General features: G+C 69.5%; 13 protein-coding genes. 9 read left to right on the forward strand and 4 right to left on the reverse strand.

From position 1 onward, the window contains the following. Window positions 1-38 precede the first annotated feature (38 nt). The 6 genes from LLH23_13560 (at window position 39) to LLH23_13585 (ending at window position 11,150) form a co-directional block, all read left to right on the forward strand. Window positions 39-3,263, forward strand: a complete 3,225-nt coding sequence (locus tag LLH23_13560; GenBank protein ID MCE5239497.1) for a DUF4838 domain-containing protein — start codon at window positions 39-41, stop codon at window positions 3,261-3,263. A 22-nt stretch (window positions 3,264-3,285) separates the two neighbouring features. Next, window positions 3,286-4,293 (forward strand): 4Fe-4S binding protein, encoded by a 1,008-nt coding sequence (locus LLH23_13565; GenBank protein ID MCE5239498.1) that lies wholly within the window; start codon window positions 3,286-3,288, stop codon window positions 4,291-4,293. Between the two features lie 95 nt (window positions 4,294-4,388). Beyond that, entirely contained in the window at window positions 4,389-5,210 is an 822-nt protein-coding gene (locus LLH23_13570) for a polysaccharide deacetylase family protein (GenBank protein ID MCE5239499.1), read from the forward strand. 406 nt (window positions 5,211-5,616) lie between these two features. Continuing rightward, complete coding sequence (locus LLH23_13575) at window positions 5,617-6,963, forward strand: hypothetical protein (protein MCE5239500.1); 1,347 nt, start codon at window positions 5,617-5,619, stop codon at window positions 6,961-6,963. Between the two features lie 67 nt (window positions 6,964-7,030). Then, window positions 7,031-8,542, forward strand: a complete 1,512-nt coding sequence (locus LLH23_13580; protein ID MCE5239501.1) for a sulfatase-like hydrolase/transferase — start codon at window positions 7,031-7,033, stop codon at window positions 8,540-8,542. A gap of 10 nt (window positions 8,543-8,552) precedes the next feature. Beyond that, complete coding sequence (locus tag LLH23_13585) at window positions 8,553-11,150, forward strand: hypothetical protein (GenBank protein ID MCE5239502.1); 2,598 nt, start codon at window positions 8,553-8,555, stop codon at window positions 11,148-11,150. A 25-nt stretch (window positions 11,151-11,175) separates the two neighbouring features. Here the strand turns inward: LLH23_13585 and LLH23_13590 are convergent, their stop codons facing one another. From LLH23_13590 to LLH23_13600, 3 genes are all read right to left on the reverse strand, one after another. Then, entirely contained in the window at window positions 11,176-12,564 is a 1,389-nt protein-coding gene (locus LLH23_13590; GenBank protein ID MCE5239503.1) for a B12-binding domain-containing radical SAM protein, read from the reverse strand. 10 nt (window positions 12,565-12,574) lie between these two features. Beyond that, a complete protein-coding gene (locus LLH23_13595; protein MCE5239504.1) occupies window positions 12,575-14,020 on the reverse strand; it encodes a radical SAM protein in 1,446 nt (481 codons plus the stop codon). A gap of 315 nt (window positions 14,021-14,335) precedes the next feature. Continuing rightward, window positions 14,336-15,673: a PhoH family protein gene (locus tag LLH23_13600; protein ID MCE5239505.1), complete on the reverse strand. Its 1,338-nt coding sequence runs from the start codon at window positions 15,671-15,673 to the stop codon at window positions 14,336-14,338. 534 nt (window positions 15,674-16,207) lie between these two features. Here LLH23_13600 and LLH23_13605 point away from each other — a divergent pair. From LLH23_13605 to LLH23_13615, 3 genes are all read left to right on the forward strand, one after another. Next, window positions 16,208-17,359, forward strand: a complete 1,152-nt coding sequence (locus LLH23_13605; protein ID MCE5239506.1) for a glycosyltransferase — start codon at window positions 16,208-16,210, stop codon at window positions 17,357-17,359. 89 nt (window positions 17,360-17,448) lie between these two features. Then, on the forward strand, window positions 17,449-18,684 hold the full coding sequence (locus LLH23_13610) for an MFS transporter (GenBank protein ID MCE5239507.1): 1,236 nt from the start codon (window positions 17,449-17,451) through the stop codon (window positions 18,682-18,684). Window position 18,685: 1 nt separating this feature from the next. Next, a complete protein-coding gene (locus tag LLH23_13615) occupies window positions 18,686-19,918 on the forward strand; it encodes a polysaccharide deacetylase family protein (GenBank protein MCE5239508.1) in 1,233 nt (410 codons plus the stop codon). Here the strand turns inward: LLH23_13615 and LLH23_13620 are convergent. Further along, window positions 19,906-22,191 carry a DUF2339 domain-containing protein gene (locus LLH23_13620; GenBank protein MCE5239509.1) on the reverse strand — a complete coding sequence of 762 codons (2,286 nt, stop codon included), beginning with the start codon at window positions 22,189-22,191 and terminating at the stop codon, window positions 19,906-19,908. The two genes, LLH23_13615 and LLH23_13620, sit on opposite strands and share 13 nt — an antisense overlap. Window positions 22,192-22,226: the final 35 nt, after the last annotated feature.

A 22,226-nucleotide genomic window follows, 5' to 3' on the forward strand; every position in this document is an offset into this window, starting at 1 on the left:
CGCGATCCACACGCCACGCCAATCGGGAGAATGTGACCATGCCTCGCACCCTCGTGGCCCTCAGCCTCCTCGCCCTCACCACCCTTACGGCCGCCGTCCACGCCCGCGACGTCCTCGTCCTGGACGCTACGAAGCCTGCGACGACGATCGTCCTGGCCGCCAACGCCACCACCGCTGCCCAGTACGGCGCCCTGGAACTGCAGGTCCATCTGGAGAAGATCACGGGGGTGAAGCCGGCGGTCGTGCGCGAAGGCGTCCCACCCCCTACCCCCTCCGGCGGTCGCGAGCGAGCGCAGAAGGGAGGGGGAACGGCTATCGCCCTCGGCAACACCGCCCTCGGCAAGTCCCTCGGCTTCCCCGTGGACCAGCTCCAGCCCTGGGAGTTCCTTATCGGTGAGAAGAACGGCGTCATCGTCCTCGCCGGCGGGGATGCCCCCGTCACCGACGAGGCGAAGTGGGAGAGCCTCAACCACCTCTTCAACGGCGAGCCCAACGGCTCGGCGCTGGCGGTCTTCGAGTTTCTCGAGCAGTGCTGCGGGGTGCACTGGTACCTGCCCTCGGAGGCGGGGATGGTGTACCCGCAGACGAAGCGGCTGGTGGCGAAGATGGGCCAGACCATCCGCCGCCGCACCGACTTCCGCTCCAGTTCGTTCTACCCATACCAGGTCAGCAAGAGCATGTTCTGCCGCCCGATGCGGCCGGACCTGACCGGCCAGGATGTGCCGGACGACGAGAGCGAGCGCTGGCGGCGCGGCCTGTACCGCATCCCCATCAAGCTGTCCGACATGCTCCCCGTCGTCGAGGTCCAGCGCTGGCTGCTACGCAACAAGGTCGGCGGCGAACGCTATGGCCCGAACCACAGCTTCGGCAACTGGCTGCAGCGGTTCGGCAAGGACCACCCGGACTGGTTCTCGTACAAGTCCGCCGACAAGATCGCCGACCTCATGGCCAAGCGCCCGAACGACCTCTCGAACGCCTTCCATGAGACCGGCAACCCGTGCCTGACTGCCCCCGGCGTCTTTGAGCAGCAGATGGCCGACGCGCGCGACCACTTCGACAGCCAGGCCAGGGGCGCCAAGCCCGGCGCGGCGTACTTCGGCACCGCCGGCCGCTTCTTCGGCATCGTGCTCAACGACAACTACGCCATGTGCCAGTGCGAGGCGTGCCGGGCACAGTACAACCGGCCGGTCGCGGACACGCCGATGTGGGGCGGGGCCGACGGCTCGGTCAGCTTCTACCTGTGGGACTTCGTCAACCGCTGCGCCCGCGAGCTGCGCAAGACCCACCCCGACAAGTGGATCGCCGGCATCGCCTACCACAACTACATGCCGCCGCCCAAGGACTTCACGCTCGAGCCCAACGTCGCCGTGACCGTCTGCACGTACCTGGGCAACTGGACCGCCGAGCTGCGCGAGACCGCCTACAAGCTCATCCGCGCCTACCGCGACCAGGCCAAGTGCCAGTGGATCGGCACCTGGGAGTACTCGTGCTACAGCGCCATGCGGGGCTGGCAGCCCGGGTTCCCGCGGGTGGCCCCGAAGCTACTGGGTGAAGACGTGAAGAAGCTGTACCAGATGGGCGTCGTCGCGGAGTTCAACGAGGGCGAGGACCGCTACGGCTTCGAGGACGCCAAGAACAGCTGGGCCGTGTGGTCCAACCCCATCTGGCTGTACCTGAACTACTGGGTCCGCATGAAGATGTACGACGACACGAGCCGGGATGTCGGCAAGCTGCTCGCCGACCACTACCGGCTCTTCTACGGCCCCGCCGCCACACCAATCAGCCGCTTCTGGACGCGCATCGAGGACCGCGTCACTGACCCGAAGCTGCGCGGTCCGGACACCTTCACCAACGAACGCTCCTGGAACGGCGCCGTGGACTGGGAGATCCTCTTCCCGCCGGCCGTGCTGCAGGAGTTGCGGGGGTACGTGGTGGAAGCGACTAGGCTCGCGACCGAGGAGCCCTACAAGACGCGCGTGACGTGGGTGCGCGAGGGCTTCCTGGAGCACGTCGAGACCGAGGCCCGCATATACGCCGAGCAGAAGAAGCAGCAGCCCGTGGCCGGCATCTCCCAGACGATGTCCTACGCAGCCCCACAGCCCCCCGCCCTTGACGGCCGGGGTGATGACCCCTGCTGGGCCGCCGCCCCGGTCGGCGTGATGAACGACTGGAAGTCGGGCAAGGCGCCACAGGCCGGGACGACCTTCCGCTTCGCCCACGACGCCGCGAACCTGTACCTGCTGGTGCGCTGCGCCGAGCCGCAGGTCACCAAGCTCAAGGCCGAATGCACGACCCACGATGAGGACGTGTTCTGCGATGACTGCATCGAGCTGCACGTCACCGGTGTGGCCGACCAGTCACGCACCTACCAGATCATCGTCAACAGCAAGGGTGTCGTCGAGGACCTCGACTACCAGCGCAACGAAGGCGGCGCGATGATCGCCTCGAAGGCCTGGAACTGCCAGGGCCTCAAGGCCGCAGCGCAGACCGACGCGGGCGGCTACACGGTCGAGTTGTCCGTGCCGCTGTCCGAGATCGGCTGCACGGTCGCCCCCGGCGTGCGGATCACAGGCAACGTCTGCCGCGAGCGCTATGCCGGTCAGCAGGGAACGCAGGGCGCCGAACTGCAGTCCTGGTCCGTCACCCCGGAGGGCTTCAACGACGCCAAACGTTTCGGGCAGATCCTGCTCACCGGTGGCGACGGCTTCCACGCCTTCTGCTCCGGCGACAAGCCCCCGGCACCCGTGCTGTATCGCGTGTACAAGAACAGCCCCGACTGGAAGAGCACCCCGGAGGCGATCAGTGTCACGCCGATGGGCGACTTCGCCCGCTATGCGATGAATGTCGCCCCCGAGGCGGAGCTGAGCGGCATCAAGGCCGCCACAGGCTTCAAGTGTGATCCGCCGGTGTCGGTGGCCGACTACCCGTACTTCGAGATCCGCTACCGCAAGCCATCCCGCGAGGTCTTCCTGCAGCTTGTGTACAATTACTTGGCTGCGGACGGCAGCAAGCAGTTCAACTGGTTCATCTTCTCGCCCACTGGCACGGCACAGCTAGCGCCCACCACGTACATCTGGAAGCCGGGCCTCGGCGGCGACCCCGGCAAGCCCGCGCCGGCACAGATCACGGCCCTGACGCTGTACGGCGTGATCTACGGCACCAAGACACCGCCGGACTGCACCTTCGACCTGTACTGGGTGCGGCAGTGCAAGCAGACCATGCAGGGCGAACAGCCCAAACTCACGACTTCAGAGGCCATGTAACGCCGTGCCGCAAAGGAGCACCATGCTGACTGCACAGGACGTCAAGGATTTCGCGAAGCAAGCCGGGGCCGATCTCGTCGGCATCGGCTCGCTGGACCGCTTCGAGGGGGCCCCGCCCGAGATGGACCCCCGGTTCATCTTCCCCGACGCCAGGGCCCTCATCGGCCTGGCCTTCCGCATCCCGCGCGGCTACCTGCGCGGCATCGAGGAGGGCACGCACTTCTACCAGTACCCGGCGATGGGCTACGCCAACATCAACGAGGTCTATGGGCCCGTCGTGCTGCACGAGCTGGCCTGCTTCCTGGAGGACCATCGCTACGAGGCCTGCGTCTTCCGCAACACCGGCGCGCGGCAGGTCGTGTCGGACATGACCGGCGGCCAGGACACGGCCGACCACGGGCGCTCCCTGCGCTTCTCCGAGCCCGTTGCGCCGGGCCGCCCGGCCCCGGATGTCATGTTCCACTTCCGCATCGCCGCCTTCATCTGCGGCCTGGGCGAGATCGGCTACTCCAAGGTGTTCCTCACCCCGGAGTTCGGCCCGCGCCAGCGCTTCGCGTTCATGCTCACCGACGCCCCGCTGGAGCCGGACCCACTCTATGAGGGCGGTCTGTGTGACCGCTGCCAGTCCTGCGTGCGGGAATGCCCCGTGGACGCCATCAGCGGCACCGAGCAGGTGAAGGTCACGGTCGCCGGCCGCGAACTGGCGTGGGGCAAGCTCGCCGAGTGGCAGTGCTTCCACGGCTACATGGGCAGCAACAAGGAGACCAATCCGTTCCTGCCGCGCGATGCCTTCGCCGAACTGCCCGATGGCGACGCGATCTTGCGCGGCGAGAAGGCCCTCACGCCGGCCGAGACGCTGCAGGTGCAGGGCCTCCTGCGGCGGTACTACGGCAGCGCCTCGGGCTACAACTCGGCCCTGTGCGGCGGGCGCGGCTGCCTGCGCGCCTGCATGGTGCATCTCGAGCAGCGCGGGGCCCTGACGCGCGACTTCGAGTCGCCCTTCCGCAAGCGCCCCCCGTGGCGCCTGTAGGGCGAGAGACGCCCCACATTGACCAGTAGCGCGGGCGGCTCGCCCGCGCAATGCCATAGGCGGGCGAGCTGCCCGCCCTACTGACGGAGGCTAACGTGACCCGCTACATCGCCGCGTACGACACCGAGCACATTGATCTGTGCCTGCCCGCCGCTGAGCAGCTTGTGGCCCTGCACCGCAAGCACGAGGTGCCGGCCACCTTCTTCATCGTCGGCAAGCTGCTGGAGAAGCACGGCCCGGCCTTCCGCAAGCTGCTGGACGACCCGCTCTTCGATGTGGAGAGCCACTCGTATTCCCACCGGATGTTGCGCACCAGCCCCCAGCACGGTCCGGGCATCAGCCTCGAGGAGATGGAGTTCGAGGTGGCCGAGGGCAAGCGTCTGGTGGATGAGGTCTTCGAGTGCAACAGCATCGGCTTCCGGCCTGGCTGCGGCTTCGAGAACGGCTTCACCGGCGCGCCGGACCGCCTGGAGATGTTCCGCCGCCACGGGATCCAGTTCATCAGCGCCGACCTGCGCGGCCCGCTGGGCACCATCCCCAACGACATGGCCCAGCCGTACACCTACGAGGCCGATGGCTACGGGGACATCACCGAGATCCCCGGCCACGGCTGGCATGACAACGTACTGAAAGCCTGGACCGCCCACGCCACGTACTTCCCGCCGGTCTACGACTTCGCGCTGCCGACGCGGGCGCCGAAGACCGTGGTCGAGCTCTTCGCCCAGGAGGGCCGCTGGCTGGAGCACGCCTGCGAGACAGAGCTGGACTTCGTGTCGCTGGTGCAGCACCCGTCCTCGATCGCCCGCTTCGGCGCCGGCGTGGACCCGATCGAGTTGCTGCTCGTGCGGGCCAAGCAGCTCGGGATGACGTTCACGACGTATGCGGGGTACTACGAGGAGTTGCGCGCCGGGGCGTAGGGTGACCGCGAGCGAAGGGGTGTCGCCCCTCCGGGGCTCTTGGCGGAGGGGAGGAGGGGGCACCGGAGTGACGGGGGCTTCCGCCCCCGCCTATCATGAGCCGCGCCTCCGGCGCTCAAGGATCAACGGCCGCTAACGTCGCATCGAGGCCATCGCGACCGTGTCGTCTCACCGAGGCCGCCGCGACTGCGTCGTCTCAGCAAGGCCGTTGTGACCGCGCCGCTGTGCCGAGTCCGCCGCGGCTGTTGCGGCGCCGCCGCCATGGCGAGGCTGTCGCGGCGGGGCCGTCGCCGTGAGGCCCGGAGGGCCGACTCAATCTAGGCGGGGGCGGAAGCCCCCGTCACGCGGCGCCACTCCCCTCTCCCTCCCGGGCACGAGCCCCGGAGGGGCGACTCATGGAGGCCACATGACCCGCACCCTTGCCGCCCTCACCCTCCTCGCCACGCTACCCGCCTGCGCGCAGGACGCCGACGCGCTCCTGAAGGCGATGAGCGACTTCAACGCCGTGCAGATCGTGTACCGCGGCGGCGTCCCGCACACCGACAAGAACGGCAACCGCCTCATGGCCTACGACCCCCAGAAGTCCTTCTTCCAGGTCGGCGTGTGGGGCAATCCGTACGGCGAGATCTACGGGGTCAAATATGACCTCAGGGTGCTCACCGACGCGGGCTTCAACACGATGTGGCCGTGGCGGATGCGCAGCATCGAGGACCAACTCAGCAAGGGCCGGGACGCGGGACTGCAGGTCGTCATCATGAACCCGATCAAGCCCGAGGAGGCGGCCCAGTTCAAGGACCACCCCGCGTGGCTGGGTAACGTGTGGCGCGACGAGCCGACCGGGTCATTCTGGGGCAAGGACATGGAGGGGAAGTACCAGGAGTTCCTGGCCTACAAGCAGCAGATCAACGCCGCCGCGCCCGGGCGCGTGGTGTTCATCAACGACGTCCCGTGGGTAACCGCCCCGGCGACGACGTGGTGGGCCAAGTGGAACACCGCCGGCGACGTCTCGTGCCACGACAACTACCCGATCCTCGCCCGCAAGCATCGCTCACCGACCATCAGCGACGAAGGCTCGCGCAGCGGCATCCCCACCACCGTCTCCCTGGCCGCCGGGGTGAACAAGGAGCAGAAGCCCGTGTGGCTGATCGTCGGCGCTTTCAGCCAGCGCTCCCACGGCGCCTTCCCCTTCCGCTTCGCCACGCCGATGGAGCTGCGCGCGCAGGTGTACGCCGGCCTCATCCACGGCGCCACCGGGATCATCTACTTCTGCTGGGACACGTACGTCTGCCGCGATGGCGGCGTGATGGGGATGGCGCCCGAGCCGCTGACGCAGTACCTCAAGGGCGTCCCCGGCCAGCCGCATCCCACACCCGTCAAGCCGATGGAGCGGGTCGAGTCCGCGGCCCTGTGGCAGGCCGCCACCTTCATCAACCGGGAGATCAAGGAGCTGACCCCGGCGCTGCTGTCACCCACCGCGCCCGAGGGCGTGAAGTACTCGGTCAAGACCGAGGGCGAGCCGATCAGCCAGTCGCCCCTCCGTTGCCTGCTCAAGCAGCACCCCGACGGCGGGTATGTCCTGCTGACCGTCAACCTCGATGACGCGGTGATGAAGGGCACGTATGAGTTCCCCGGCGGGCTCAAATCCGTCCAGCCGCTCTTCGAGGAGCGCCCCGCCTTTGAGCTGAAGCCCGACCAGAAGACCTTCATGGACATGTACGACCCGTTCGAGGTGCACGTCTACCGCATCATGTAGCGGCGCGGCCTCGGTCGTGTGGGCGGGCGTGTCCTCACGCCCGCAACTGTTCGTCAGGAAGGCTCCCATGCCCCGACCGAACGTCCTGCTCTTCATCGTGGACGGCCTGCGCACGGACTTCCTCGGCTGCCTGGGCAGCCCGCTGGGCGCCACGCCCCATACCGACGCCTTCGCCGCCTCGGGCGTCACCTTCAGTCAGGCCTACTGCGTCCACTCGGTCTGCATGCCCACCCGCGCCTCCATCGCCACCGGCCGCTTCCCGCACATCCACGGCGTGTGGGCCAATGGCGTGCCCTTGCGCACCAGTGAGGTGACGCTCGCGCAGACGCTCAGCGAGGCCGGCTACGCCACCTGTGCCACCGGCAAGATCCACCACGAGCCCCAGCAGCCGTACCGCCCGCTGGCGCCCGCCATCGCCGGGCCGTACTACGGCTTCCAGGAAGTACACCTGAGCGAGAACCACCTCGGCGCCGAGTACATGCAGTTCATCGAGGAGCGCTTCCCGGAGCTGCGCGACCGCGCCCTCAAGCGCGACCACATGCCCGAAGAGGCCCACGACTTGACGTGGATCACCGACCAGGCGCGCGGCTTCATCGAGCGCCAGGCGCAAGCGGGACAGCCCTTCTTCTGCCAGTGCTCCTTCCACGAGCTAATCCCGCCGTGCACGCCGCCGCCGAGCTATGCCGGCCTGTACGACCCGGCCGACATGACCGTGCCCGAGCTGCGCGAGGACGACCTGGCACGCCGACCCCCGTGGTACCGCCAGTGCTATGAGGGCTACGTCGCCAACGGCCGCCAGCCCGACGAGGCGACACTCCGGCAATACATCGCCGGCGCCTACGACCAGTTGCGCTTCGTGGACCACCAGTTCGGGCGGCTCCTGCAGACGCTCGACCAGTGCGGCGTGGCGGACAACACCATCGTGCTCTTCACCGCCGACCACGGGCTGTCACTCAACGACCACTGGCAGTGGCGGCACGGGCCGTTCCTGTTCGACGAGGTCATCCGCATCCCGATGATCTGGCGGGCGCCAGGGGTCTGTCCCCGGAAGACCGACAGCGTCGGCCTGCAGGGGGCTGACCCCGACGAACGAGGGAGGGGGTCAGCCCCCTGCGGCTGCGCTGGCGCGCCGCCTCCGGGGACAGACCCCGCCCAGGTCGAGCAGGTGGACATCATGCCCACACTGCTCGAGCAGTGCGGCGTCGCTATCCCGCCCGGCGTGCAGGGCCGGTCCCTCGTGCCCCTGCTGCGCGGTGAGCCCGGCGCGCGCGGCCAGGAGGCGGTGCTGATCCAGGAGCGCCACGCGCCCGACCTGGCCGCTCGCGGCCTGGACCCTCAACTGGTCTGGCAGGTCGGCATCCGCACGCCCGAGTGGAAGCTGATCCACTACGTGGACTATCGGGACGCCGGGGAGCGCTTCGGCGGGGAGCTGTACGACCTGCGCCACGACCCGGGGGAGTTCGTCAATCTGTGGAGCGAGGCCGGCTGTCTGTCGCAGCGCCGCGAGCTGGAGGCCCTGCTGATGGACCGCCTGGCCGCCACCCAGGACCCCCTGCCGGTGAACGAGCACGACTACTGAGGAGACGGCCATGCGGTACCTCGCGCTGCTTGTCGCCCTGGCTGTTGTGACTCCGGCTCTGGCGCTGGACTTCCGCGACGACTTCTCCTCCCGCCGCCCCGGCTGGGAGCTGCCCAGCGGCGACTGGCAGTGGCAGGACGGCGCTCTCCTCCAGCAACGCGCCACCGACATCTACACCTACGCCGTGCGCGAGGAGCAACTGACCGAGGGCGTCATCACCGTCGAGGCGACGGCCACGGACCGCAACTCCAGCGGCGACGGCTGCTTCGGCCTCATGTGCAAGTTCCTCGACGACCGCAACTGGGTCGCCGTGCGTTTCGGAGCCTACGGACAGACCGCACTGCTGATGAGGGTAGACGGCGAGAAGCGCATCACCGGCCTGCGCCCCTTCGCCTGCGAGCCGGGGCGGAGCTACCGTGGAAGCGTCACGATCACCCGAGGTCTGTTGCTCGTCGAGCTGGACGGCAAGCCGGTCGGCGTGTCCCGCGACCCCTTCGCCGGGCGCGCCGGCCGCCCGGGCGTCTATGCCCAGTCCCCCGCGCGGTTCCACCTGCTGACCGTGAGCGACGCCCCGGCCCTGCCCGACACGACGCCGGCCGCACAGGCCGCCCTCCAGGCCGGGCCGCAGGTGCGACAGGCCAGCGCAGTCTGGAGCGTGGAGGCGGTGGAGTATGCCGTCGCGCCGCTCTCGCCGACGATCAGTGGGCCGGATCGCTGTAGCCTCGCGCTCTATGTGCGCAATCGCAGCCAGGCGCCAGCGGCAATTACGGACCTGGCCCTCGACGGCGTACCGGCCGCGACGCTCCGCGAGCAGGGCCGCCTCGCCTGGTGGCGAGCATGGCCGCAGACAGTGCCGCCGGGCGCCGTGGCGCAGGTGCTCGTGAAGTTCTCCAGCCTGTCTCTCGCGCACGCCGCGCAGGTCGTGCTGGGCGCCCCGGTCGGGCCCATGTGCCTGCGGCTGGAGGGCGACGGCGGGCCGCTGGAAGTCATCTTCGCGCTGTCCCCGCAACCCCCGCCGCTGTGCGTCAACTTCATCGCCTTCGACGACGCCCTGCAGACACTCGACACCTACGTGGCCGCCTCGGGCAAGCTCGTCGGTCGGCCCCTCGAGCGCGTGGCCGTGAACGGGCAGGAGGTGACGGCGCGACTGCAGCCCGACGTGAAGACGCTCGGCGGCTTGCGGGCCGATACGCTACCCCTGCATGTGAAGCTGCCGCAGCCCCTGACGCCCGGCGCCCCGACCGTCGTCACCGTCCGCGCCGGGGGCGTCACGGCCGGACACGCGGTGCGCGCCTTCCCCTCGCGCTTCCCCGTGCAACTGGTCATCCTCGGCCGGCAGCCCGGCCCGGCCGAAGTTGCCGAGATCGCCGGCCTGTGCTTCTCCGAGGTCGGCTTCTGCGGCGCGAAGTGGGAGAACCTGCCCGAGCTGGCGCGCCACGGCTTGCGCTACTTCCCGTATGCTTACCCTGACGCCAAAACGCTGGACGCCTACCTCGGCCGGCCCGCCGCGCGTGCCCCGCTGGTCGGCTGGTGGATTGACGAGATTGACGGCTGGAAGAAGACGCCTGAGGACGCCCGGCAGATGCTCGTCGCCGCGGACGCGCTGATGGCCGACAAGGGCCTGCCCCTGGCGCCGTACTGCATGAACATCATGGCCCCGTGGGCCGACATCGGCTATGTCGAGCTGGCCGATGCGCTCTCCCACGAGTACGGCATTGACTTCGGCATCCCCGACTCCGAGGGCTTCCGCCGCGCGCTGGACTTCCAGACCCCCGGCGACATCTCCCGGCGCGAGCTGCGCACCGCGCGCCGCCCGTTCTGGCCGTACTTCCGCAACCTGGAAGCCGCGGTGCTGCTCGACCCGCAGACCAAACAGGTCGTCGGCCAGTACCGCCCGTTGGACCCGCGCGAGCACCGCCTGCTGGTGTACTCCTGCCTGGCCGACGGCGCCAAGGGGGCGCTCAACTGGAACTACGGGGTCAACTACCTCAAACCCCCTTCATGGCTGTCCAAGCAGTACGACGCGATTCGCCTCAACATGACCGCGCAGAAGGACCCACAGGCCTTCGGGGTCACGATCCCACCGGAGCTCCTGGAGGGCCTCAGGGCTGCCACGGCCGAGTGCGGCCGCGTCAATGCCGAGCTGCAGTTGCTGGGGCCGCTGCTGGCGATGGGGGACGTGTCCGACCTGGCGTCCGTCACCCGCTGCACCCCCGAGCACAACCCGCGCGGCGGCCCCGCGGCCCATGCCCGCGCCATCGTCTGCGGCCCCGAGACCCTCGTGCTGCTGGTCGTGAACCTCAACATCGACTCGAACTTCAACGCCCGTCAGCCCCAGCCCGTGAAGAGCTATGAGGCGGCGGACGTGACAGTCGAGGTCGCCCTGCCACAATGGCTCCAGGTATCCGACGTCTTCAGCGTGTCATGTCGGGGGATACAGGCGCAGGAGGCGGAACGAAGCGGGCGAGTCATCCGCCTGCGCTTCCCGTCGCTGGCGGTGTCGGGGGCGGTGGTCCTCACTGCGGACCGGAGCTTGCGGCCGCGGCTGTCGCGGGAGCTGCCCGTCTGGCAGGCGAAGCTGCGGGCAGCGGGCTACGACGTGCGCTGAGGAGACGGCGTAGCCGCCGTAGCGGTCACGTCAGATAGCTCCGGGGATCGCACAGCTTGCGCAGGGCCTGCCGGAGCCGTCTCACTTGCGCCACGTCCACCTCGCCACGCAACATGGCGAGCAAGCCCCGCCACAGGCGGCGTAGACGCCGCTGCCGCGACGCCGATCCCGCCGCCGCCTGCCACAGGCTGGCGAACTCCGCGTAGAACTGCTCGACCGGCAGCTTCGTGGGCAGGACGCTGTGCCACAGGTCGAACTGCTCCCAGTCCCGCGTGACCAGTTGCTCCTCCAGCTCCCCGAACAGCAGCGTCCCCGGCAGCGGCGTCAGGACCGAGAAGGAGCTGTTGAACAGCCCGCGCTCCCGCACGTGGGTGCGCAACTGAGCGAAGTCGCGCGGTTCCCACTGCGGGTCCACGATGAAGTTGCCAGTGAAGCCGATGCCGAGGTCCTGGAGCAGTCGGATGGCCGCCTCATTGTTCGCGGCCGTGTTACCCTTGTCGATGTCGGCCAGCGCCTCGTCAGTGGTCTTCTCCAGCCCTAGGAAGACACAGACCAGGCCGATGTCGCGCCACTGCGCCAGCAGGTCCGGGTGTTGCACGATGGTGTCGGACCGCGCCTGGAAGGTATAGTGCTTGCGCAGCCCGCGGGCGGCGATGAGTTCCGCGGCGCGGCGCGCGCGCGGCACGCTCAGGAGGAAGTTGTCGTCGGTGAACAGCACCCACGGAGCCTCCACAGCCGCGACTTCCGCCGCCACCCGCTCGGGCGACGCATACCGCACCTGTGAGCCGTGGAACCGCCAGACGCTGCAGAAGTTGCATCGATATGGACAGCCGCGCGAGGTTTCCACCAGCGCATGGGGGTGCTGGTTCATCCAGTGGTACCGGCGGCGCCAGCGTGCCGTGAGATGCCGGGCGGGCAGGGGAAGGCTGTCGAGATCGGCGATGGCGGGACGCGGCGCCGTCGGCTCCTGGACCCCGGCGCGGTTGAGAACCAGCCCGGGCACGCGCGCCGGCTCATCCCCGTTGCCAAGACACTCGGCCAGCTCCGCCAGCGTGTGCTCGCCCTCGCCGCAGGCGATGGCGTCCACGTGAGGATGCAGGAAGTCCCCGGGCCGGAGCGAGGGGTGATGTCCGCCCACCAGCACGAACGCGCTCGGACAGGCCTGCTTGACGCGCGCGGCCAGGGAGAGCAGAACGCGGACTTGCGTGGTGAAGGGGCACGTGAGGCCGACCAGGTCGGGCTGCAGGTCCGCCAGAGTCGCGTCCAGGTCGGGCTCCAGGCGCATGTCCAGCAACGCGACCTCGGCCTCGGGCACGGCCGCCGCCAGACGCTCCAGAGCCAGTGGCTCCACCAGCACCATGTCCTGCAGTCCCAGACGCCCCACGTGGGGCGGGTGGACAAGCAGCACCCTCATGCGGGCCCCTTCAGGTTTGTCGAGTGATCTTGGCAGGCAGCGGTCCCCCGACAGACTGACAGGCTACAGAACAGGGCGCATGGGGCTCGTCACGCAACGCATCGAGGGCTGGCCAGGGCAGCAGCGCCTCGTCGGGGATGTGGTCTATGTACTGGCGGCGGAACTCGGGATCCTGCATGCGGCAATGGTCGCACCGCTGCTGGTACGCCGGGTGGCTCAGCATCCTCTCCCAGCACTCCAGCAGCGTGTGGTCGCGGACGTTCCCGAAGGTCAGGGGCGTGAAGTCGCAGGGCGTCAGGTCGCCGAAGGCCGTCATGTAGAACTGCGCGTGCCCTGCGAAGCACCCCGCCCCCTCCGGCCCGTTGATGAAGGCCTGAGTCACGATGTGCGGGTACCCCGGCGTCGCGTTGTACCTCCGCTCCAGTGCCATCAGGCTCTGCTTGTCGGCGGGGGAGAGGAGCTGATCCTGCTCCAGCGGCAGCAGCCGGCCCGTGGGCACGGTGTCGAAGATCGTCAGTTCGTGGACGCCCAGGTCGCGCGCCAGCTCGATCATCTGCTCCGCGCGGCCCTCGTGCACGTCCTCAGGCGTCGCGTACGTCGAGATGCCCACCAGCAGCCCCGCCTCCAGGGCGCGGCCGATGCCGGCCCTCGTCCGCTCGAACCCGCCCTCAAAGCACCGCAGCCGGTCATGGGCCTCCGGGCGCGGATCATCTAGTGAGACCATGAGCGAGTAGAGGCCGGCCTCCGCCAGGCGTCGGGTGTTCTCCTCGGTCAGGAGCAGCCCGTTGCTGAACATGGCGACATGTGCCCGGTCGCGGTTGACAGCCCCGATCAGCTCGAAGATGTCCGGCCGCAGCAGCGGCTCGCCGCCGGTATAGACGATGTTGTAGCACCCCAGACGCTCCGCCTGGCGCACCACGGACACCCATTCCTCGGTGGACAGCTCCTCCCGGTCGCGCGTCTTGAACCGGGCCGCGCTGCAGTGCGCGCAGTTGAGCTGGCAGCGCGTCGTCACTTGCAGGGTGCAGGTCGTCGGGCGGAAGGGCGTCCGGCCCTCCAGTGCCACCCGGCACAGATGGTTGGCGAAGCGCACCGAGGGCAAGGGGGGCTGGTAGAGGTTGTAGACGAAGCCGCCATCGCGCATCCCCACCGGCGGCGGCACGCGCTCGAACAGCCGGCGCAGGCGCTTGATCTGGTCCTTCATCAGCGGCGCCAGCAGGCCCGTGGCATGCACGTCCAGGTGTGCCGTGCTGGCCTCCACGCCGAAGTCCAGGCCCAGCAGTTGCATGCGGCGGCGCGGCGTCAGGCGCGCCAGCCCGGCCGCCAGGCGCAGCGGCACAGGATAGCGCGTGGACACATCCACCTGCTGCTCGGCCATCAGGCCGCGCACCGTGTAGGGTCGTCCCGCTCCGGGTGTGGGTTCGACGCTGAGCAAGTCGTACTGCGTGCGTTGCATGACAAGCTGGCTCCAGACCCAACTCCCACGCCAAGTGGCATGATGGTAGAGCAGCAATTGTATACGATAGCCCGTTCCGGAGACAAGCACCTGATGGGGCGGGGTACAGGCATCGTCTGTCGGCTCTGTGTCAGGGGCCACGGCGGGGGGCTGTCGGCGTCAGACTGCGCACCACTCTGGGCCGCCACCCCGCCTTCGATGTGGAGCATCGTCCCCGCAACAAACGAGACCACACGTTGATGCAAGCAAGTACTTGCATGTAGGGTAGGGGATGCGCCCGCCTCTGTCAAGCAGTAGGTGCCGTCCCCCGCTCGCTTACCCCACCGGACCCCCGAGCCGCATGCGGTCCGCCACCAACTGGGCGAACGGGGAACGCTGGGACACCGTCATCGACACGACCGCAAACATCGCGTGGTTCTGCAGCTTGTTGACCGCGAAGGCGGCCCCGCACGACTGGGCGTCTACGTAGGGGTTGTCGATCTGGGAGGGGTCGGCCAGCAGGATACACTTGGTGCGCTCGCCGATGCGCGACAGCGCCGTGGTCGCCTCCAGGGGCGTGGTGTTCTGCATCTCGTCCAGGATGACCCAGTACCCATGGAGCGTCCGACCCCGCAGGTACGTCATGGACTCCATCTGCAACTGCCCCGACTCGCGCATCATCTCCGGGTCCAGTGGCCGCTTGCGGTACATCTGCAGCACCCGCAGGTTGTCGAAGATAGGCATCAGCCACGAGTAGAGCTTCTCGTCCTTGTCGCCCTTGAGGTAGCCGATATCCCGCTTGCCCACCGGGATGATCGGCTTGATCGCCACGATGCTCTCGTATTCGTGCGCATCCAGCATCTCCAGCCCCGCCGCCAGCGCCAGCAGCGTCTTGCCCCCGCCCGCCACGCCGATCAGCGCCACGCAGCGCACGTCCTCATCCAGCAGCACATCCATCGCCATGCGCTGCTGGTCGTCCAGCGGTTTGATGCCCTGGGTGTTGCGCCACTTCGTGGGCACCAGGTGCAGCTTCCCCTGCTTGTGGCGACACAGGAACTGGCCCGAGGAGGCATGGCCGGCCAGCGTCACGTAGCAGAACTCGTTCTCCATCAGGCCGTCGGGCGCCGGGACGGTGTCGGTGTGCAGGTCCGGCCCGTACGCGGCCGGAATCTCCAGCACCTCCGGGCGCAGGCCGGCGCAGGCGTAGTCCACCTGTTGCACCTTGCTGCGCCGGTAGTCCTGCGCGGCCAGCCCGTGCGCCGAGGCCTTCACCCGCAGGCCCAGGTCCTTGGAGACGATGATGACTTCCGGGCGGACGGTGGAGATCTCTCTGGCGCAGGCAATGATGAGATCATCGCGCAGCGACTTGGGGACATCTTCGGCGGGGGGGAGGCTAATGGAATCCGGGAGATAGACCGAAAGCAAACCGCCCTGCTCGCCGAGGGGGACATCATGCAGGGAGGGCTGCTTGAGACGCAGTTCCTCGAGGTGTCGCACGACCTGGTTGGCCGCCGCCCCGCGACCATTGGGCGAATGCCGCAGGCCATCCACCTCGTGCACGACGACATACGGCAGGATCAGCTCGTGCTCGTCAAAGGCAAAGAGCGCATCCGGGTCATGGATGAGCACGCTGGTATCAAGGACAAAGGACCGCCTGACACGCGAAGGCTCCATCGGGTGGCTCCGATTTGCAGGCCCCAGGCTAGCGGTGAACAAAGGGCCTGCCGCGATATTGGCTGCGATGTGCCGTGCCCCGGGGTGTCGTGTCCGGACACCACCTCCTGTCGCGATGGCTGCGCCCCCCGCCCCCAACAGTGGGAGTCTACCCACTTCCCCCGGCCATGTCCAATAAAGATTTCGCTAGGTTTGGGCCTGTTTCCTTCTACACCCGCCGGTCCGTGCCTGGCCCCCATTGGAGCGCGGCTTTCCAGAGCCGCACCGGAAGGCCACGCGGGTTGCGGCTCTGGGGAGCCGCGCTCCAACGGCACTGCCGCTCGCCTGCCGCGTCTCCTCTTGATTCCGCGCCGGGTATGGCGCATAATGCCTTCGGTTCTCGCCTCGCCGGTCCCCGTGGTCGTCGCCGCACCGCCCCCGCCCCAGGCGATTCTGCGTGCCTGCGGGCCACTGGCGGCGCAGAGCGACGCCGCATCCGATGTGCGGCGCAGTCCTGGGGGCGGGGGGTGCCGTGGTCGTAGGAGGAGCGCAGCAGTGGACACACGAGTACTGATCCTGTCGGCCAGCCTGGGCGAGGGACACCGGCAGGCCTCCGTGGCGATCGAGGATGAGCTGCGCCGGCAGTGCCCATCCGCCACAGTGCATGTGGCCGACTTCGGCGAGTTCCTCAACCACACGTTCTACTCGCTCATGCGCTTTGGGTACCTGCAGAGCCTGCGCCTGGCGCCGCGCATCTACGGCGACTTCTACCGGCGCACCATGGCCATCGCCCCGGACTCACGCGTCCAGCGCCGCCTCAACCGCCTCGGCCTGGCTGCCCTGCATGGCTTCATCGCCGACTACGATCCCGATCTCGTCATCTGCACCTACCCCACACCCGCCGGCGTGCTGTCCCGCCTGCGCGAGCTGGGGGCGACGCGAGTGCCGGTGGCCACCATCGTGACCGACTACACCGTCCACAGCCAGTGGCTCCACCCGGCCGTGGACATGTACTTCGTCGGGGCCGAGCAGATCCGCGAGGCCGTCATCCAGCGGGGCTTCGACCCCGCCCGCATCCACGCCACCGGCATCCCCATCCGCCACCAGTTCGCCGAGCCGCTCGACCGCCGCGCGGCGCGCCAGCAACTCGGTCTCGACCCGGACCGCCCGGTGCTGCTGATGATGGGCGGGGCCTACGGCGTGCTGCCGCGTCTGGGGAAGATGCCGCGGTTGCTGCGGCGACTGCCGCCGGAGGTGCAGGTGCTGGTGGTGTGCGGCCGCGATCCGCGCTCGTACCGGCGGTTCCAGCGCGAGGCGCTCGCGTGCGACCTCGGCCGCATGCGCGTCTTCGGCTTCGTCGAGCCGGTGCATCTGTTCATGGCTGCCTCGGACCTGGTCGTCACCAAGGCCGGCGGCCTCACCACCTCCGAAGCCCTCGCCATGAACCTGCCCATGCTCATCTTCCGGCCGCTGCCCGGCCAGGAGGAGCAGAACACGCGCTTCCTGACCAGCTCCGGCGCCGCCGTGGTCGCTCACCGCACCACCGACCTGCGCTGGGCGCTCTCTGATCTGCTGACCCATCCCGAGCAACTCGAGGTCATGCGCGAGGCCGCCGCCCGTGTCGCCCGGCCCCGGGCGGCCGAGACCATCGTGGCCACGATGCTGGGGCACGTGCAGGCCGCACAGACGACCCAGCGCCCGGCGTAACTGTCAGGCGTAGAGATCCCTTGCGATCTCAGGGGGTACGCCCGACACTTCTGTCGGGCTCCACAGGGCTCGCCGACTCCACAGCAACCATGATCACCCGCATCCCCTACGGCCTCAAAGGCGTCGTCGCAATGGCTCAGCTCCTCGTGCTGGGGTGCGGCGAGTTCGCGCGCAGCGCACTCTTCCTGGCGGCGCTCCCCGCCGTCCTGCAGCACCGCCTGCACCTCCCCTCTGTCATCACGCTCGGCTGGCTGTCCGGCGGCTTGCTGTATGGCTCCGACACGCTCCTGCGCTCGCCCTCGGGCTGGATGGTGGACCGCCTCGGCGCGGCCCGCACCTCGTGCCTCGCGGCGCTGCTGTTGCTGGCCGGGGTCGCCACCATCGCCTGCTCCCGGGCCCTGGGCGGCCTGGCGGTGGGTGTGATGCTCGTCGGCGCCGGCATGGCTCCCGTGTGGACCTCCGTCATGGCCGGCATCACCGGCGTGGCCGGGCCGACCCGTCAGGCCCAGGCGCTCAGCGTCATCTTCATCGCCTGGCTGGTCGGCGGTGGCCTGGGCACGCTGGGCAGCCTCCTCCTGCTCGACCGGCTGCTGCTGGGCCCCACCTTCGCCATGTTGACCGGGGCGGCGGCGGTCGCGGCGGGGGCCGGTGCTGTCGCCTGGCTGGGCACACGCCTGCTGCACGAGCGGACGCCCCACCGGGCGGCCCGCCCGCGCGTCGGCGTGCGCACCTATGTCAGACGCCTGGGCGCGGCGCTCCTGGCGGCCCGGGCCCTGGTGCCGGGCCTGTTCCTGCAGACCTTCATCCTGGCGATGGTCCTGGCCGTCGTGCAGCGCTATGCCACGACCGTGCTGCAGTGGACCTCCGGGCAGGTCGTGTGGCTGCTGCTGGGCGGCGGGTCGGTGGCGGTGCTGCTGCTGGTGCCCATCTCGCGGCTGGTGGACCGCCGTAGCCCGCGCCTCTTCCTCCGCGTGGGGTTCGTCATCGCCGCCGGCCCGCTGGCGGCGCTGGCGTGGGTGCACCGGCCGGTTGAGGGGGCAGTCGTGGCGGGGCTGCTGGGCGGCTCGTATGCCCTGATTCTGACCTCCTGGAATGCCCTGCTGGCGCGCACCGTGCCGGATGACCGCCGCGGCGGCATGTGGGGCGTGTTCACCACTCTCGAGGGCCTCGGGGCCGCGTGCGGTCCCCCGATGGCGGGGCTGCTTTGGGAGCGGATCAGTCCGGCCGCGCCCTTCGTCGGCGGCGCCGTCGCCCTGCTGCTCATCGCGCTCGTGTACAGCCTGTACCCGATAGACAGGCAGCTTGCCCTCCCGCAGGCGGAGTGACATGCTCGTCGCCCTGTGCGCTGTCATCCTGATCGTGCTGGTCGTGTGGCTCCTACCGGAGCTGTGGGTGCGGCTGTGCCGGCGCCGCCCGCTGCGTGTCCCTGGTCCCCCACAAGTGGCGTTGACCTTCGACGACGGCCCCGACCCGCAGACCACCCCCCTGGTGCTCGACGCCTTGGCCGAGCTGGACCTCAAGGCTACCTTCTTCGTCCTCGGCGAGCGGGCCGCTGCCCATCCGGAGCTGTTGCGCCGCATGGTCACCGAGGGCCACGAGGTGGCGCTCCACGGGCACCAGCACCGCCACCACTGGCTGCGCCCGACCCCGTGGGTCCGCACCGACATGGCGCGAGCCCGTGCGACGGTCGCCGGGACCCTCGGCTCCCCGCCACACCTGTTCCGCCCGCCGTGGGGCATGGTCACCGCGTTCACGCTGCGGGCCGTGCGGCGGTCGGGCCTGCGCCTGGCGCTGTACGACGTCGAGAGCGGGGATTGGCTGCGCGACGGCCCGGCAGCGATCGAGCGTCGCGTGCTGGCGCGGGTGCGGCCGGGGTCGGTCGTGCTACTGCATGATGCCGCCCGCGAGAGCGCACAGGTGGCGGACATGCTCGCCGCCCTGCGCGCGGTGGCGCCGCAGTTGCGCGAGCGGGGCTACGGCCTCGCCCGGCTGTCCGACCTGCTGGCGGCGGCCCCTCGGCGCTCGGCGCTGGTGCGAACCTGGATCGCCTGGGAGCGGCTCTTCGCCCGCCTCAGCGGGGCCCTGGGGATGACCGACAGCATTCACGTGCTGCCCTACACGTACCGCGGACCCGCGCGACTGCTGGACGGCCGGGAGGTTCTCAAGACGGGGGACCGCTGCCTGGACATCCACTTCCACAACGAACTGCTCCACCAGCTTCCCGGCGAGGCGGCCGAGCGCTTCGGGGGCCTGATGCGGCACACCATCCCGGACATGGGCAAGATCGCGCGCCTGCTGGTCGAGGACCCTCGCCTGGCCAACGTCCGGGGCCTGACGGCCATCACGCTCTTCCACCGCCCCGCCGCGCGTGCGGGCTTCCACTGCGAGCCGCTCGAGCCGCTCTGGCGGCGCCGGTTCTTCACCTGGTACATGCGGCTCATCAAACGCGTCTACCAGGGCCCGGCGGCCGCGGGCTCGGGGCACGAGGTGCGGTTCGTCTGGATGACCCGCGAGGAGTTCATCGCCCGGATGTCGCCGGGCGCCGATCAGGGCCGGTAGTCGCTGTGGTCCTCGGTCTCCTCCGCCGTCGGGCCGGCCTCGCCCCGCATGAACTCCCGCAGCCGCTCGCCGTACAGATGGTACAGATACGACACCCCCAGCAGCAGGCCGCCCAGGCAGACGAAGGACAGCACGCGCCAGATGCCCCCCAGCGCCCGGGCATCCACCAGGAACACCTTCACCACGGCGATCCCGAACAGCCATACGCCCATGAGCCGGGTGGCGGCATGGCGCCGCCACATGCCGACAGCGACCAGCCCCGTGGCGTAGACACACCACAGGACGCTCACGAGGAAGCCTCGCCCCGCCCCGACGCTCGCCAGCGCGCCGGCCGTCTGGTGGATCTCTGCGGTCAACCCCCACAGACCCATGAAGGCCAGGACCGGCGGCACAAGCGCGCGCAACGGCCACGCGCCGGTCAGGTCGTTCACCAGCCGCCGCCGGCCCAGGAGGTGTAGGCTCCCCAGCGACGCCAGCCCCAGCACGAAGAGCCCGAAGTTGAGCCGGACGAAGGGGACCGGCATCGCCTCGGGCCGGTACAGCCACCAGATCTGCAGCGTCCAGATCGCCAGCACGCCCTGGGACAACAGTCCCACCCACGCCGCAGCCTTGCCTTCCCTGCCCAGGCCCGCCAGGCTCACGAGCGCCGGGCCACACAGCGCCCACCAGGCGAACAGGAAGCGTCCGTCCACCTCGGCCCGTATGCACTCCATCGTCGGCAGGGCCAGCGCCAGGATAGCCAGCCAGAACAGCAGGCCTCCGCGCGCCTGGGCGGTCTCCTCGTCGCGGCCCGCCGGGGGCGCGCAGACGTAGAGCAGGTATGACGCCACCAGCGTCAGCACGACCCCGACGCACGACAGGAAGACCCGGTTGAGAAACGGGACGCTGCCGGGAGGCAGACTGTCGCCGTACAGGAACACGATGAGCAGCACCCACACCCCCACGACGACCTGCAGCACGCCCCCGATGGCCCGGACGGCGACGCTCCCGAGGGCCAGCCCTGCGCCGATCAGCAGCGCCCCCTCCAGCCCCCAGGCCAGCGGCACCCACAGCCCCTCGAACTGCAGCGGCACGGCCACCGTCACGAAGGTGGCCCCGAGGCTGAGCCACGACAGGCTCAGCAGGTTGTCCGCCCGGTTGATGCGCCACGCGGCCGTCGTGAGCACGAAGTAGAGCACGGCGACTGCCACGGCACTGGCCCCCAGCACCTCGTCATGCTGCTGGGACAGGACCATGGCGACCGTCGGGAAGAAGACCACGGGGTTGGTCAGGATGAGCCCCATGTCCAGTTCGTCCGCCCTCGCGCGGCGCCACCAGCCGTACGCTGCCGGCATGAGCGCGAAGACCAGGAACAGCACGGTCATGGGCGTGATGGCGGCCAGCTCCACCGCCGGATCGTGCAGGTCGCTCAGCCAGCCCCAGATCACCAGCCAGGTGGCGATGAGGCTGAGCAACTGCAGCGCCCGCCACCGCTTGAACAGCCCCAGCGCCAGCAACCCCGCGTCCAGCACGATGAGATAGCCGAAGAGATTGACCATCGAGGCGTACGCATCGCCCGGTCCGCCATGGCTGCGGACCAGGACCGGGGTCAAGAGCCCGCCCAGCGTCGCCAGCACGGCCATGCTCAGCGCATCGGCATACACCGCCACAGCCACACCCAGGGCGGTCACGATCGCCATCAGCACGAAGGCCGGGAGCTGGTCCAGCAGCGGCGGCCGGTACAGGGCATAGGCCGCGTAGACGCAGACATAGAACAGGGCAATGCCCCCGCCCATCATCGCCTCGGCCAGCGCTTGCCGGCCCTTAGCGCGGTTCCGCTCGCCCAACGCCAGGAGCACCACGCCGACCAGCACCCCCAGCGCCACCTGCCCCGGCGGCCCGATCCAGTGGTTGGCAAAGGCATACTGCAAGAAGAAGGCCGCCGCCACAACGAGCGCCAGCGCCCCGACGCGGCCCAACCACTTCAGTGCGATCTCCGCCTCAAAGCCCTCGGGCGCCGCGGGCCGCGGCTGTCGAGCCGGCCTCGGGGCGGTCGGCGTTGGCAGTGGTGCAGGCGGCATCACGGACGGCGCGGGTGCGGGCGGTGGCGGTGGTGCCGGCACAGGCGGAGGGGGCGGTGGCGCGGGTCGCCCTGCGTACCGCAGGCCGAAGGCGGTCTCGATGCGCTCCAGGCGGTCGCGCAGGGCTGCCAGTTCATCTTCGAGGCGCTGGAGGCGGTCTTCGGGGCCGTGTGCACTTCCGGACGGCGGCATCACTGGAGGATCATGGTCCATGGCACGACCTCCTCGTCGGCGTGAAGACCAGTTGT

It is taken from the genome of bacterium (genome assembly GCA_021372615.1).
Classification (GTDB): Bacteria; Armatimonadota; Zipacnadia; order Zipacnadales; family UBA11051; genus JAJFUB01.